This window comes from Thermogemmatispora tikiterensis (assembly GCF_003268475.1).
Classification (GTDB): domain Bacteria; phylum Chloroflexota; class Ktedonobacteria; order Ktedonobacterales; family Ktedonobacteraceae; genus Thermogemmatispora; species Thermogemmatispora tikiterensis.
Genome location: NZ_MCIF01000002.1, coordinates 608,645 through 623,461 on the forward strand (window position 1 = coordinate 608,645; position 14,817 = coordinate 623,461).

General features: G+C 61.1%; 12 protein-coding genes. 5 read left to right on the top strand and 7 right to left on the bottom strand.

Annotation, left to right across the window (positions count from 1 at the left end):
- Positions 1-299: 299 nt before the first annotated feature.
- Positions 300-1,142: a hypothetical protein gene (locus A4R35_RS02640; RefSeq protein ID WP_112426275.1), complete on the top strand. Its 843-nt coding sequence runs from the start codon at positions 300-302 to the stop codon at positions 1,140-1,142.
- A gap of 115 nt (positions 1,143-1,257) precedes the next feature.
- Here the strand turns inward: A4R35_RS02640 and A4R35_RS02645 are convergent, their stop codons facing one another.
- Positions 1,258-1,737: a hypothetical protein gene (locus tag A4R35_RS02645; protein WP_146747093.1), complete on the bottom strand. Its 480-nt coding sequence runs from the start codon at positions 1,735-1,737 to the stop codon at positions 1,258-1,260.
- A gap of 476 nt (positions 1,738-2,213) precedes the next feature.
- On the opposite strand from A4R35_RS02645, the gene A4R35_RS02650 reads away from it, so the two are divergent.
- On the top strand, positions 2,214-2,657 hold the full coding sequence (locus A4R35_RS02650; protein WP_223258157.1) for an ArsR/SmtB family transcription factor: 444 nt from the start codon (positions 2,214-2,216) through the stop codon (positions 2,655-2,657).
- 225 nt (positions 2,658-2,882) lie between these two features.
- Here the strand turns inward: A4R35_RS02650 and A4R35_RS02655 are convergent, their stop codons facing one another.
- The 4 genes from A4R35_RS02655 to A4R35_RS02670 form a co-directional block, all read right to left on the bottom strand.
- Positions 2,883-4,109, bottom strand: coding sequence for a glycoside hydrolase family 53 protein (locus A4R35_RS02655; RefSeq protein WP_223258158.1), 1,227 nt, complete (start codon positions 4,107-4,109; stop codon positions 2,883-2,885).
- A gap of 191 nt (positions 4,110-4,300) precedes the next feature.
- On the bottom strand, positions 4,301-5,230 hold the full coding sequence (locus tag A4R35_RS02660; protein WP_112426278.1) for a carbohydrate ABC transporter permease: 930 nt from the start codon (positions 5,228-5,230) through the stop codon (positions 4,301-4,303).
- Positions 5,230-6,231 (bottom strand): carbohydrate ABC transporter permease, encoded by a 1,002-nt coding sequence (locus tag A4R35_RS02665; protein WP_223258159.1) that lies wholly within the window; start codon positions 6,229-6,231, stop codon positions 5,230-5,232. The genes A4R35_RS02660 and A4R35_RS02665 overlap by 1 nt, the downstream gene beginning before the upstream one ends.
- 179 nt (positions 6,232-6,410) lie before the next feature.
- Positions 6,411-7,733 (bottom strand): ABC transporter substrate-binding protein, encoded by a 1,323-nt coding sequence (locus A4R35_RS02670; RefSeq protein WP_112426282.1) that lies wholly within the window; start codon positions 7,731-7,733, stop codon positions 6,411-6,413.
- A gap of 532 nt (positions 7,734-8,265) precedes the next feature.
- Here A4R35_RS02670 and A4R35_RS02675 point away from each other — a divergent pair.
- Together A4R35_RS02675 and A4R35_RS02680 are read left to right on the top strand one after the other, a co-directional pair.
- Positions 8,266-9,345, top strand: a complete 1,080-nt coding sequence (locus A4R35_RS02675) for a LacI family DNA-binding transcriptional regulator (protein WP_189361255.1) — start codon at positions 8,266-8,268, stop codon at positions 9,343-9,345.
- Positions 9,346-9,587: 242 nt separating this feature from the next.
- Positions 9,588-11,990: a beta-galactosidase gene (locus A4R35_RS02680; RefSeq protein ID WP_146747094.1), complete on the top strand. Its 2,403-nt coding sequence runs from the start codon at positions 9,588-9,590 to the stop codon at positions 11,988-11,990.
- Between the two features lie 180 nt (positions 11,991-12,170).
- Here the strand turns inward: A4R35_RS02680 and A4R35_RS02685 are convergent, their stop codons facing one another.
- Complete coding sequence (locus A4R35_RS02685; protein ID WP_112426288.1) at positions 12,171-12,545, bottom strand: DoxX family protein; 375 nt, start codon at positions 12,543-12,545, stop codon at positions 12,171-12,173.
- 240 nt (positions 12,546-12,785) lie between these two features.
- Here A4R35_RS02685 and A4R35_RS02690 point away from each other — a divergent pair, with 240 nt between their 5' ends.
- Positions 12,786-13,430, top strand: a complete 645-nt coding sequence (locus A4R35_RS02690) for a TetR/AcrR family transcriptional regulator (RefSeq protein ID WP_112426290.1) — start codon at positions 12,786-12,788, stop codon at positions 13,428-13,430.
- A 99-nt stretch (positions 13,431-13,529) separates the two neighbouring features.
- Here A4R35_RS02690 and A4R35_RS02695 read toward each other — a convergent pair whose 3' ends face one another.
- Entirely contained in the window at positions 13,530-14,789 is a 1,260-nt protein-coding gene (locus tag A4R35_RS02695) for a glycoside hydrolase family 18 protein (RefSeq protein ID WP_112426292.1), read from the bottom strand.
- Between the last annotated feature and the right edge of the window lie 28 nt (positions 14,790-14,817).

Sequence of the window (14,817 nt, forward strand, 5' to 3'; positions counted from 1 at the left end):
ATCCCTCCCTGTCGCGCTTGTCTCGCACCATCGATGGCGGTACAATAAGGGCAGGGTGTCTCAAGATGTCTGTTCCTGAATAATCGCAATGCTGGTCGGAGCAACCGTCGCAGCCACCTGACTCGCTGCGTGTCTCTCTCCTTGCCTGTCTGCTAGCCTGCTTGTTGCAGGCTGGACCCAGGTCGGGCGGAGGAGAAGAACAGAGTGGGGGAAAGGCAGGTATCATCTCTCCCTTTCGTAGTCAGGAGGCAGCCGTCGGTCTGTGATCAATCGGCCAATGCTCTGAGGGGAGGCGAGCCATGTACGCCAGGCAAGCAACAAGCGACGAAGCGACAGAGATGCTGGTCGAGCAGAAGCTGAACGCCTTCGCCCGCCTGCGCCCCGAATTTGAAGCGGCGTTCCTCTTTGTCCAGCAGGTACAGGGGCAGGAGCGCTTTGCGACCTTCCCTATCGAGATGACGGTGCGCTATTTCCATGCTCTCTGGATCTGCGAGTGCAAAGACCGACTGCTGAGCGTGCCCAAGACTATCGAGCGCTACGAGGGCGAGCGCTGTCTGCAGCTGCTGCGCGGCTGGCAAGAGGGTGAGACCGCTGAAGTGGTTGCTTTCCTGCAGCGGCGGCTGGACGCTATGCCTTTTGCCGATCTCACGCGCCAGATCCAGGAGGCTCACCGTCAGGGGCAAGGAGGGCCGAATCTGCTGTTACTGCGACTCCGTCATGGTCGGACCGTACTTCTGAATCGCGTGATGAATCTGCTTCAGGCCCTCGATGCGATCTTTAGCCCGGACGAGGAGACGTTGCGCAGGCAGGTGCGGGAGGCCTGTCACCACTATGGCCACGAGCCGGAGCAGATCGAGGCTCAGCTGGCTGAATTGCGTTCGCCGCTCTATGCCTATCTGCCCCATCGCCTGTTGGCCCGCGAGAATATGCTCGTCATGAATCGCCTGGGGGCAAGCGCCTGCGCTGGTCAAGAGCGGCGTCTCTGGGGCGAAGCCCGACCTCTGATAGAAGGAGGGCCGCGGGCCCACGTCCTCGTTGATGGCTATCGCGATCTCACCTCAACACGCAATCCTGTGCGCATGAGCCGCGCCGTCAGCCAGCTTATCGGCGCCAGTCTGCCGCTGGCCGCAAGCGCCGGCTGAAGCTGAAGCCACTCGCTCGCTCTGCCGATTGAGGCTGAGTCGGCCTGCAGCCAGCCGCGCCGGCGTCGAGGGGGGGAGCCGGAACGAGCCGGAACGCGCCTGGGCACCTGCCGATTTAGTGGCTCCGCCCGCCTCGACTCCTCTCGCCTGCTTCCACCTCGTCTAGCGATTGGAAGATCAGGCCGTCCACCGGCTCATCCTCACTGGGGCCAGCCTGTGCTGCCTCAGCGCGTGCTCCTGCAGGGGCGGGGCCCGCGCTGGCGAAGGCACTGAGTATGTGCCCGATCAGGGTCAGCAAGAGGCTATAAAAGATCGTAGTGGCAATGGTGCCGAAGAGGAAAGCCAGCGGTCCCGCGAGGTCAAGCCAGCTCACGGTGCTGCTCGCAATCATCCGCACATACGGCGAACTGTCCGGGCTGATGAAGAAAGCTCCACTGCTGCCGGGAGCCAGCCCGAGCTGGATGAGACGCTGATAGGTACTCCAGATCAGATATACCTCCACTGCGGCGGTAGCCAGCCCGAGAACCATGATCAACCTGGCGGCTAAATGGCAGAGCCGTGCGAATTTTCCTTGAGCAAGGAGATCTTTCCACATACGTTGTACGCTTCCCTTTCCAGTAGGGATAGACAAGACTTGCCTTCGAAACCGGTGGCTGGCCTGGACTTGAGCCTGCGCTCGCTTCATCCTGAACGAGGCAAGTGGTCCCAGCCTGGCCAGCCGGACCGATCTCCTGGCCGCTCGCTGTTCTTCTTTCTTTCCTTCTCGCCTGTTTTCTTTTGTCCTCTTAGCTGTTCCTGCTGACCAACAGCGGCGCGCCGCGGCGCCCGTCAGCTGTAGCAGGACGGTTAGTATTAGTATAGTACACAGGCCGGGATTGGCGCATATGTAGCCTGCCTGGTCTCCTTGCCTCTCTGCTCCTTCGCCGGCTGACCGCCAGAAGCCACAGGTCACCAGGTCGCTTTCCTTGACGCGCGCGCCGCCGGGTGATATCATCCACCTATCAGTCTATACGGATATATATGAGAGCTGCCGGGTGGCAACAAGCAAAGAAGAGGCAGGAGCGAGCGTATATGAAGAGTGAGGAAGAGAGAAACAGTGACAGCGCCACGTCGCAGATGGTGACGATAGCCGGCCTGGCGGACAGGCGGCGCGACGAGGTGCGGGACCGGCCCGCGAGCGAGGAGGCCCTGACACCAGAAGCTGCTGAGCTTTACGCGCGCTTCTTCAAGGTGCTCAGTGACCCGACACGCCTGCGCTTGCTCTCCTTGCTGCTGGAGGCTCCGGCCCAGGGGCGCACGGTCAGCGAGCTGGTAGCGGCTCTGGGAGTGCCCCAGGGACGGGTCTCGACCCATCTGGGCTGCCTGCGCTGGTGCGGCCTGGTGCAAGGGGTGCGCGAGGGGAAATATGTCTATTACCGCATCAGCGACGAGCGCGTGCGTCTGCTCCTGACCATTGCGGGGACCCTGTTGCAGGAACATGCGGCCAGCATTGCCTCCTGCGGCGTCATTCGCTAGCGACCAGTCTGGCGAGAGGTGCGAGTCGACTGACAAGGGGAAGGAGAGAGGCTGACATTCTGGCTGGAACCGCCCACGGGAAGAGAGGCAAACGGCCCAATCTCTCGGTTCGAGAGATTGGGCCACCTGTGTGGGCGCATTGCGACTGTGTCGGCCTCGATACTGCTTGAACACTCGGTCGTTAGAGAGGAGAAGGGAAGATATCTGCTCGTTCGTGCCTGTGTGCTACTGGTAGCAGCGAATCGAAGGCAAGGCCCGACCTTGACGATCAAAGAGTGTCATGTTGTCCCAGGCATCGCCGGCCCCTGGCTCCCAGCCTACCCCGGGTATCCAGGCGGATTCCCAATAGACCAGTCCCCGTCCCCGGCCTTGTGGCACCCCTTCTACGATGGCTCGCACCGTGCGGATATAGGCCAGCTGTCCCTCGGGGGTCGGTGGATAGCCTGGCAGCAGCGGCGTCTGGGCGTTGACAATATTTGGCTCGCTGTCCCCATCGGTTAAGGTCCAGGGATAAGCTGTTTCTACCACCACCAGGTCCTTGCCATAGCGCGGAGCCAGATCGTTGAGATTGGCCTGCAGCGCCGAGAGCGGCCCGTGCCACCACGGATAGTACGACAGGCCGATCACATCAAAATCCACGCCCTGAGCCAGGATATGATCGAAAAAGTAGCGGCTACCGGCATTATCGCCGCCGCGATCGATATGCACCATCACCTCGATCGAGCGGCTGGTATCGCGTACAGCGGCGATAGCCGCCTTGAGCAAAGTTGCGAACTGGGGCCAGCGCTCTGTCCCGTTGACATAGATCTGGCCCTGGGGCCAGAGCATCCCTGCGGTCACCTCGTTACCCGTCTGCACCATCTCTGGTAGTGTCCCCTGGCGGGCCAGGGCCCCCAGCACCGAGCGCGTATAATCGTAGACCGTCTGTGCTAGCGTTGCCAGATCCTGGCCCTGCCAGCTCTGTGGTGTCGTCTGGTGGCTGGGATCGGCCCAGAAATCGGAGTAATGGAAATCGAGCAAGAAGTGCAGGCCCGCGGCCTTGATCCGGTGCGCCATGGTCAAAATATGTGGCAGATCGTTGTATGGGATCGGCGGCTGGACCCACAGTCGTTCACGGATAAACGTCGCGCCGTGATGAGCCACGATCTGCTCGGCGGGCAGCACACGCCCATGATCAGAAAAGTGCTTGCCGACGTCCTCCAGCTGCTGCAGCGTAGAAAGGTCGTGGCCCAGCACTCGGGGGCGAGGTCGACCGCTCTGGCGAGGAGCCGGGTGTGGGGCCGCCAGCGCCGCCGGCAGACCACCGCCGAGGGTCAGACCGCCGGCCAGGGCCGTTGCTGTGGCCATCTGACCAAGGAAACGCCGCCGGCTGACGTGCTCTCTCCAGAGGGCGGGTACGGATCGCGCGCCCCTGGCAGCGGAGAGGAGATAGTTCTGCTCTTTGCGATCCATCGATTCTGCCTACCTTCCTCAGTGAAATCGAGAAGTCTAAAGGCATCCTGCCCTATCTGCCGGCCAGGGCTGGCTACAGACTGGGAGTGGCTTTGCTCGCGTCTGGCCCGGGCCGGCAACCTCAACAGCAACAGGACAGAACCTACCACATTGACTATGCCTGGCAGAGGGCAGACGGGCAAAAAAGGGCACTAAGAGCGCAGACTGCCAAAGGTCAAACCGCCCTGCCAGTAGCGCTGCAGGAAGAGAAAGCCGATCATCAGCGGGATCACCGAGATCAGCGAGCCGGTAATCACCAGCGTATAGAGAATGCGCGACCCACTGAAGGCCTGGGACAGCTGATTCCAATTAGCCAGGCCAACGGTCAGCGGGTAGTAGGCCGGGTTATTGGTTACCACCAGGGGCAAGAAAAAGTTATTCCACGTTCCCACGAAGGTCAGCAGCAGCACCGTCACAAAGCCGGGAGCCAGCAAGCGCAGGGCAATGCTCCAGAAAATGCGCCACTCGCTGGCTCCATCGACGCGTGCCGCATCGAGCAAATCGTCAGGGAGCGCCTGCTCAGCGTAGACGCGCATCAAATAGACCCCAAAGGGGGTCACCAGCGACGGCAAGATGATGGCCAGCGGCGTATTCACCAGGCCGACCTTGCTCAGTAGCAGGTAGGTGGGGATAGCCAGGGCTGTATTAGGTACCATGATGCTTCCCAGGATAATAGCGAAGACCAGCTCGCGCCCGGGGAAAGAGAGCTTGGCGAAGGTGTAACCGGCCAGCGTCGCGATCAGCGATGCTCCCAGGGCACTCACCACCGCGTAGTAGGCCGAGTTGGTCAGCCAGGTGACGAAGATGCCATTATCGTAGGTAAAGACATCGTGCAGGTTCTCCAGTAGATGGAAATCCGGCGCGAACCACAGTCCGAAGGTCGAGAACAGCTCATCGTTGGTCTTCGTTGCCGAAACCACCAGCCAGAAGAGCGGAATCACAAAGTAGACCAGCATCAGCACCAGAAAGAGCAGGACCAGACCGCGCAGCGTCCAGCCGCTGCGTCGACCCACTGTCCGGGCCGAGATCTGTCGTGTGGCAGCGACAGAGCCGCCAGCCGGAAGCGATCCAATACGAGCCATCAGCGTTGCCCCCTGCGATAGGTCACAAGCATGAAGACGTAGGAGAAGACGAAGACCACGGCGCCGAGCACGAAGGAGACCGCGGCGGCGTAGTTGTACTGCTGGTTCGTGAAGGCCAGGTTATAGGCGTAGAGGTTCGGCGTATAGTGGTCCTGAATCAGATTAGGGACGATAGCCGTCATAATCTGCGGCTCATTGAAGAGCTGCAATGTCCCAATGATTGAGAAGACCACTGTCAGCACAATAGCCGGGGCGATCAGCGGAATCTTGATGTGCCGGGCGATCTCCCAGCCGCTGGCCCCGTCGACGCGCGCCGCATCGTAGAGCTCCGGCGGGATGGCCTGCAGGGCGGCATAAAGGATCACCATATTGTAACCGGTCCACTGCCAGGTCAAAATATTGGCGATCGACGGCAGGAGACCGGCGGCGGTCAAGAAAGGTGGTGGTGGCCAGTGCAGCAACTCCGCCAGTTGGGCGAAAGGGCCGATATGGGCGCTATACAGATAGCCCCAGAGCAAAGCGCCGATCACGCTGGGGATCGCATAGGGAAGAAAGTAGCCCAGGCGGAAGATTGTCTTGAAGCGCACGATCTGACTATCGAGCAGCAGGGCCAGCCCCAGGGCGAGACCGAGCATCAAGGGCACCTGCGTAAACAGGAGCAGGAGGACATTGCGTACCCCCTCCCAGAAATTGCCATCGTGCAGGACCTCCTGATAATTTTGCAGCCCTACGAAGGTAGTGCCTCCGATCAAACGCTCGATAAAGAAGCTAGTCCAAAGCGCGTATAGTAGCGGTACCAGGATAAAGAATGAGAAGAGCAGCAAGAACGGGAGCAAGAAGAGGTAAGGGATCAGCGCTCGCTGGCGCCAGTGCCGCCAGTGCCGCCAGTGCCGCAGAGAGCTGAGAAGACCGCTGGAGGGCGGTGCCAGTTCCTGGACCTCGATCGCTTGCTGTATTGCTTCAGTCTGACTATGCCTTGCCATATGCCGTGACGGTATCATCGTACAGGCCTCTCATTCAGGCGAGGAAAGTAAAAGAGAGGGTGAGAAAGAGCCGACCCAGCGCAGAGCGTGGGAGCAGCATGGCATCGCGGGCCAGGAACGGTGCCGGGCGAGATCGAGCGGCTGGCCCCGGTTGCTGACCGACCGACACCCGCCCGGCACCTCCCTGACGAGCGTGCTCATGAGATGACCGTAAAGCCCTGTGAGCGGGCGTAGGTCACCACCGCGTTCTGCGTATTATGCATCGCCTGCTCGAACGAGATCTTGCCGTTCACCGCCTCCGCCAGCTGATTCTGCAGCTGGGAGAAAACATAGTCCTGGAAGGGACTCCACTGGAAGGAAGTGTTGACCTGCTGAGCGGACTCCACAAAGATGCGGTTAACCTGCTGACCGCCGTAGAATGAGTTGGCCGTATCGAAGCTAGGGTCCTGCAGAGCGCTCTTCTGGGATGGGAAGAGGTAGAGCTTCTGGGTCAAGATCTTGACCGACTCGGGATTTGTATTCAGCCACTTCACAAACTCAGCGGCCTCAGCGGGGTGCTGGCACTGGGTCGTCACGGCGTCGGTTGAGCCGCCCCAGTTGGCCGAGGCCTGCTCACCAGCGCTCCACTGCGGGAGGGGTGCCACGCGCCACAGACCGGCGGACTTGGGGGCGAAGCCCTCCAGATCGGATGGCGCCCAGGCGGCGGTGATCCAGGTTGCCAGCGTCCCATTCTGGAGTGCGGCGTACCAGTCGTTGTTCCAATCAGCGGCGGTGCTTACTGCCCCGCTCTTGACCAGGTTGCCCCAGTAGTTGGCCACCTTAAGCGCGGCGGCGTCATCCAGATGGATCTTGATCGTCGTCCCATTGACTACGAAGGGTTGAGAACCGGCCTGCCAGAGCAGCGAGAAGAACCAGGGACCATCGCTAGCGGAGAAATCGGTGATAAAGATCTTGGGATTGGCTTGGTGCAACTGAATGGCTTCCTGGGCGTACTGGTCCCAGGTGGTGGGAACGGGGAGATTGTATTTCTTAAAGATATCTTCGCGGTAGAGCAGGCCCATCGGACCGGTATCCTGGGGGATGGCGTAGACTTTGCCGCCGCTGGAGACCTGGGCCCAGGTCCAGGCAACGAACTGATCTTTCACATCGTTGGCCCCGTACTGCGAAAGATCGACCAGCTTCCCGCTGAGGATGTACTGGGGGAGATAAGCGTACTCGATTTGCACTACGTCGGGAGCGCCTGAGCCGGCCTTGAGAGCTGTCGTTAGCTTGGTGTACTCCGTGCCACCCGAACCGACGTTCTGCCATTTGATCTTGATGTTGGGATGGCTCTTCTCGAAGAGATCAATCGCTTGCTGGAGGTTGGGCACCCAGGACCAGAAGGTGAGCGTCACCGGCCCAGAGCTGGCGGGCGTCCCACCACAGGCCACGAGATAGCTGCTGATGCTGAGCGCCAGGAGCAGCAGCAGGCCAGCCTTGGCCATCCCCCTGGCACGGCAAAATAGGAGACCGCGGTTCATCTCTCGTTTCCTCCTTGACTGCACTGTAGGAGCTGACGCCTGCTGAAGACATTGCAGACGCAATCAACTGAGTGACCGATTGACCCGGCGACGTTGATTCGTTGGTTCATCCTCTCGGCGCTGACTCAGTCAACCGTCTCTTCTCCCATGCCATCCCCTCAGCCGTCTCTTCATCCGCCTGTCCCATCTGCCCGTTAGTTCATCCGTCCGTCCGCCCGTCCGTTCATCCCTGTACGCCCAACCCAGATCGCTCTCTGTCAGCCGCTCGCTGGTGTGGGGCGTCGACTTCCTGCCAGGCCGACCAGGCCCGACCGCTTTCCTTGCCTGCCCTGACAAGGGGAGGTGGAACGGTCCACACGCGAAAAGTATAGAAGATGGACCGGTCCATGTCAAGTAATAGTCCATTCACCCTTGACATGGACCGGTCCATCTTCTATACTCTAAGCGAAGAGTTGAGGATGCGCTTTCGATGAAGGAATCTCGCTTTCAGCAGCGGCAGCATGAACGGCCTGGGGCAGCCAGGAAGGGGCACATGGTTACGATTTACGACATTGCGCGGGCGGCAGGGGTGGCCAAAAGCACCGTTGCCAACGTTCTGAGTGGCAAAGGCAAGGTCAGCGAGGCCACGCGTCAGCGTGTGCTCTACTATGCTCGGGAGCTAGGGTATCGGCCCAATCTGCTGGCGCGCAACCTCTCGCAGCACCGGACCTTTACCGTGGCTCTCATCCTGCCCACTATTGCCAACCCCTTCTATCCTGAGATCATGGAGGCCATCGAGCACATTCTTCGCCAGCGGGATTACCAGACCCTCTTCTGCAACACGCATGGTGATTTTGCCCTGGGGCGGCAGCAGATGGAGCGGCTGATGAGTCGCTGGGTTGATGGCTACATCATCATGGGGTCGAGCATGGACATAGCCGACATTGCGCACTATTTCCGTCAGGGAGTGCCCATTGTGCTCTGCGACTGGCAGGAGAATGAGTCGCCGTCGGGCATTCCCCAGGTCACGGTCGATTTCTTCCGGGCGGGGCAGCTGGCTGCCGAGCATCTGCTGGCGCTGGGGCACCGGCGCATTGCCGTGATTGTCGATGAGCCTCAGCAGCATCTGCGGTTAGAAGGTTTCCGTACGACATTGCGGCAGGCGGGGCTGGAGCTACCCCCGGACCGTATTGCTCTGGGTGACTCCTCGCTGGAAAGCGGCTATGCAGCGGCGCGTCAGTTGTTGAGCGTCGGGCAGGAGCTGGCGCCGCCAACGGCGATCTTTGCGACGAACGATTGGATGGCCCTCGGAGCGATGGAGCTGGTCCTTGACCGCGGGCTGCGTGTGCCCGAGGATGTCTCGATCGTTGGCCTCGACGACATCGTGGTCTCTGCCCATCTACGTCCGCCGCTGACGACCATCGCTATTCCCAAGACACGCCTGGCTCAGGAGGCGACGGAACTGCTGCTGGCCCAAATTGAGGCGGCGAGCCAGGAGCAGGGGCGCGAGTTGCCGCCAGCTGGCGAAGGCACCGATGGCGCGGCTCAGCGCCAGGGAGTGACCGCCCCGCTGCGTCTGGTCCCGCCTTCTCTGGTGGTACGCCAGTCCACTGCGGTCCCTGCTTCGCCCTGATCGGGTATCCTAGCTGCGTCCGACCTGTCACGCCGCTGGCACTCTCTACCCGCCTGGCGCCTTCTTCTATGCCTGTAGTTGCCATTCAGGCTCTGACCGGCTGTCTCCTATACAACTATAGTTCCTGACAACAGCTCAACCTGACAAATGGGTGGTGCCTGGCAGCCAGACTGCTGGCGGCCTCAGCCTGTGAGCGATCGAGCAAGTGATCCAGAGAGAGAAGAGCAGGAGGGAGAAGCCCATTGTCCGCCACATCGTTGCAGCCACATCTATACGCTGATGATCGTTCCTACTATCGACTTGACCTGCGCGCTGCGGAGACAGCAACGGGGGGGCTGCCAGAGCTGCGCCTCCTGGCGCGCTCGCCGCAAGGGGAAACTCTGGCCCTGACGCGCCATTATCTACTCCGCAACGGGCAGCCCTGGATTCCCGTCATGGGCGAATTCCATCCCTCGCGCTATCCGCGCCGCTACTGGCGCGAAGCGCTGCAGAAGATGCGCGCCGGCGGTCTGACGCTGGTCTCCATCTATGTGTTCTGGATTCACGTCGAGGAAGAGGAGGGGCGCTTTGACTGGTCGGACAATCGAGATCTGCGCGCCTTTGTGCAGCTCTGCAGCGAGATGGGGCTGGAGATTCTGCTACGTGTAGGGCCGTTTGTGCATGGCGAGTGTCGCAACGGCGGGCTGCCCGACTGGCTTTACGGGCGGGCGGTGGCTGTGCGCTCGAATGACGAGCGCTATCTATTCTATGTGCGCCGCTACTTTGCTGAGATCGCGCGTCAGGTGCGGGGCTTCTTTTTTCAGGAGGGGGGGCCTATTCTTGGCGTGCAGCTAGAGAACGAGTATATGCATGCTGGGGCACCCTGGGAGCCAACCTTTCGGCCCGGCAGCGAGTGGGTGCCGCGGGGCAGCGATGGAACAGCCCATCTGGAGCGCCTGCTTGCCCTGGCCCGCGAGGTAGGTCTAGCGGCTCCCCTCTACACCTGCACGGCCTGGGGAGGGGCTGCTGTACCCGCAGAGGACTTCTTGCCAATGCATGCCGCTTATCCTTTTACGCCCTGGGAGCCTGATCCCGCTTTTGAGCCATCGCCCAGCCGCGAGTTCCTCTTTCGCTCCCCGCAGCAGCCCGAAAGCGACTGGTGGCGGGCCGGGGCCTTCCGCTATCCAATAGAGCGCTATCCGTACGCCTACTGCGAACTGGGGGCCGGCATCCAGATGACCTATCTCCACCGCCCCCAGGTGCCGCCCGAATGCACGCAGGCGCTGGCCCTGGTGGCTCTGGGCAGCGGCTGCAACTGGCTGGGGTATTACATGTACCACGGTGGCTCGAATCCCGTCGGTCATCACAGCTTCTTCAACGAGTTTACTGTGCCGCGTCTCTCCTATGATTTCCAGGCGCCCCTGGGGGAGTATGGTCAGATCCATTCCTCTTATCATCATCTGCGTCTATTGCACCTCTTCTTAGAGGAGTTCGGCAGCCGGCTGGCTCCACTGCCTGTGGTGCTACCGCCGGGGGCCGCTGTTGTGCAGCCGCAGATGACTGGGGTGCTGCGCTATGCGGCGCGTGCTCAGCAGGGTCAGGGCTTTCTCTTTGTCAATACCTATCAGGATCATGCCGAGGGCCGGGATCTGGAGGGAATCACGCTGGAGGTCCTGCTGCCAGAGGGACGGCTGCGCCTGCCGCGCGAGGGTGATCTGAGGTTGCGGTGGGGAGTGAGCGCTATCTTCCCCATTGGGTTGGAGCTGGCCAATGGCCTGCACCTGCGCTACGCCACGGCCCAGCCGCTGACGGTTCTGCGCGCCGGCGGACGAACGACTCTGGCCTTTTTTGCTCCCGAGGGACTTGAGGCCGAATTTGCCTTTGCTCGTGAGGGCTGTCAGGCTCTGGCGCTGTCGGAGGGAAGGATGCTGGAAGAGAGAGAAACGCTCTATGCCTGGCCGCAGCCTGGTCTGGGGACGCGCCTGGAAGCGACCAGCCTTTCGGGCGAGGCCGTTGAACTGCTCGTCTTGTCTCAGGATCAGGCCCTGCGCTGCTGGAAGGTAAAGCTAGCAGGTGGCGAGTACCTGCTGCTTGCTGAGAGCGAGGGGGCGGCCTGGGTAGATGCCGATGAGGAGAGGCTAACGCTCTGCTGGCAGGGCCAGCCTCAGCTTGATCTGCTGTGCTATCCGCGCTTGCCTGCGACTCTGGAAGGGCCGGGCCTGCTGGAGGAGTGCGGCCAACAAGGCTTGTTCTGGCGCTATCGTCTGCAGTGTACTCCCTGGCAGGCTCGCTGGTCGCTGGAGCAGCCCGAGCCGCAAGTAGTGCGCCTGCGGCTGGCGGCGGAGGCTCTGGAGGGAGTGCAGGACCTCTTTCTGCATGTGGATTGTGTGGCCGATGTGGGACAGGCCTTTCTCGAGGGGCAACTGGTGGCCGATTACTTCGGCTCTGACCAGCCGTGGGTGATCGGTCTGAAGCGCTTTCTGCAGCCCGGGCAGGAGCTGGAGCTGATCCTGCGCTTTACTCCTTTACGGGCTGATGCACCGGTGCTGCGCTACTTCTCCAGGGAGCGGCTGCCAGCGCCTGCCAGCGATGGCACCTTGCCGGTGACGCTGCGGGCCATCCGCCTGGTGCCAGAGTATAGCGTCCAGCTGGAGCATCATCGCTAAGATGCTGTGGCCCAGCGCCGGTTTCTCCCCTCTGCCCGACCGCCTGGCATTGCTCCCTGGCCTGGAAGGAACCCTATCGCTCTTGAGTTGAGGAGGGGAGAGGAGGCGCAGACGCTGACCCTGCGCCTCCTCGGCTCCTTCTGCTCATTACGGTACCCCACAAAGAGGACCGGCAGCGTTTTAGAAATGGGCACCTGGCAGTCGCCCGATGGCGACAACGAGCGCCAGCAGAAGCAAGATCACGTTGAGGCCAATCTCGCGAAATTCGCCTTGCCTGGCGTGGAAAATAGCGGCAAAGATCATGATAAGGGCCAGACCACTGGCGGCGACCACCGTAAGCCCGGGGAGAATGCCGGTAGCCAGCGGGAGGACAAGCCCTATGGCTCCCAGAAGCTCGCAGATACCGATAAAGCGCACCAGCATTGGTGGCACTCTGCCTACCCAGGCCATGCTCTGCTTGAGCTGCTCCAAGGGGCGAACACTCTTCATGACTCCCGCCGTCAGAAAGGAGAGGGCCAGCAAGCCCTGCACGATCCAAAGAAGCCAGTTGCTCATTCTTCTCCCTCCTTGTCTTAAACAACAGCTATCTTGAAAGCATCGACTATTGCCTAAGCAATAGATGTTGTTTATCATACTACTGTGCCCTGGAACTGCCGGGCAAGAGACAATCCAGCCTCTCTGTTGTCTAGGCAACGGGGGGCTGCCCTCTGTTGGCAAAGTTGTGATCGCGACGACTTGGGGCAGTTGGGCGTCGAGCGGCGAGTCAGTCTACACAGCAGGCTATGAGGAACAGTTATGAGCGCAGCGGAAGGGCGGCCCTCGGGAGAATCAGCGGGCGGACACGTTGATCCGCGCGTCCGCCGTACCCGGCGGCTGCTGCAGCAAGCCTTTCTAGAACTCTTGCAAGAGAAGAGCTTCTCCGATATCAGTATTCAGGATATATCTCAGAGAGCAACTGTTAATCGTACTACATTCTACGCTCATTTTAGCGACAAATATGCCCTGGCTGATGCGGTGATCCGCGAACGCTTTCTGGAGGCTGTTACCAGCAAGCTCCCGGCTGCCCCAGGCTGGCAGCTGGAGAGCCTGCGTCTGCTCATCAACGCTGTCTTTGAGTTCCTTGGCGGGCTGCATGAGTACTGCTCACCGGCGGGAGGGCAGTTTGATCCCCTGATGGAGCGGGCGGTCCAGCAAGAGCTTGCGCGCATCCTGCTTCAGTGGTTGCGGCAAGCCCCAGTGAGTAGGTCAGCTCATCGATGGTCGTCGCGCCCGGTGCCTCTGGAGACGTTGGCGGAGGTCATGAGCTGGGCGATCTTTGGCTGTGCTGCCCAGTGGAGCAAGCGTGAAGAGGGGAAACTGACGGCAGGGGAGATGAGTGAGCTGGTGCTGCGCATCCTTGTGGAGGGCACGCGTCGTCTGGTTCCTGGGCTGGAAGAGTGAGACTGGCCAGCTTGACTGCCTGCTCTCTGCTGCTGCAGGCAGTCAGGGGCAGCAAGTAGGCCCGTGCTCGTCTGTCCAGCGACAGGCGGGACGCCAGGTCTAGGCGGTGGCATTGGGGAGGATCGGCAGCAGCGCGCGCCAGAGCGTGCCCGGCTCCCAGGTGGCCCGGTACCAGACGGCGATCTGCAGATATGCCTGAGCGCTGCTGAACTGCGGCGTCTGCTTCAGCAGGTCGCGAAATTCACGGATGATGCGCAGCAAGTTCTCGGCGGTATGGTACCAGACGGCGTGCCTGATCCCGCTGCTGTCCGTGTAGACCAGGTGGGCGGCGTAGGGGTCGTTCAGGTTGCTGGCCTCCTGATCGATCTGGGGGGCGGGAATAGTCTTGACCAGGGCCACCGCGTCGGCGTAGTTGATTCCGCCGTCAAAGATCCAGTGCCCGTCGGCGGTCTGATGCCAGCGTGCCCCATAGAGGGGAAACTCCCAGACCAGGCGTGGCAGCATCTGGGGCATGGTCTTGAGGGCGTAGGCCAGGATCTCCTTAAGCCAGGGCACGCTCACTGTTGGCCCCGGCGTGAAATAGGACTGGTCCAGTGACATGATCACGATAAAATCGGCGCAGTGCCCGAGCAGCGACCAGTTCTCAAAGCCGTTAAGATTATAGTAGTCGTCCTGGTCGGCCACCTTATGAATGAGAGCGATGCCGTAGGGCTTATTGAGGGCCTGCATGGCCTTCCAGACCAGGCGGTTGTAGTCCGCGAAAAGCTGCTGGATCTGCGGATAAGTCCGATCGGCGCCCTCCAGGTCCATAATGACCCCGTCGTAGCCGCCCTGCTGGACGACGTTGGCGATTGCCTGGATATAGGCCGGCTGCTGGGTAGCTGCTTTGATATAGTCCGACTGCTGCTGCGCCGTCCAGCCGTTAGCGTCGGTCTCCATTGTGACCGTCAGATAAGCTTTTCCCCCCTTGCTATGGATCAGACGAACCACGTTGTCCATGCTGAGGGTCCCCGGCTGGCAATTATTGCTCTCGCCGTTCATCAGCTGCCCCGTCAGGGGATTGACCCAGCCGCTGCCAACCAGGGCCGCATCGGGATTGATGTCGGCGGTCTGCAGATAGGCCTGGATGCCACGCTGGCAGTCGCGCCCGACAATCCAGCCGAGCGAGGCCAGCCTGCCATTGAGCAGGTGGAGCGTCTGCGGCGTCTCCTGTCCCTGTTGCTGTAGGCTCACGTCGCTGCCGGCCCACAGAAAGCCAAGGGGGGCATGTGCCCGTGCCACGCCCATTAACAGAACCAGCACAATGGCTACGACGATAAGCAAGAGTCCGGTCAGCACGCCACGCCTCTGCTGGTGCATGGAGTGTCCTCGCTGTTACCGCTGCTGG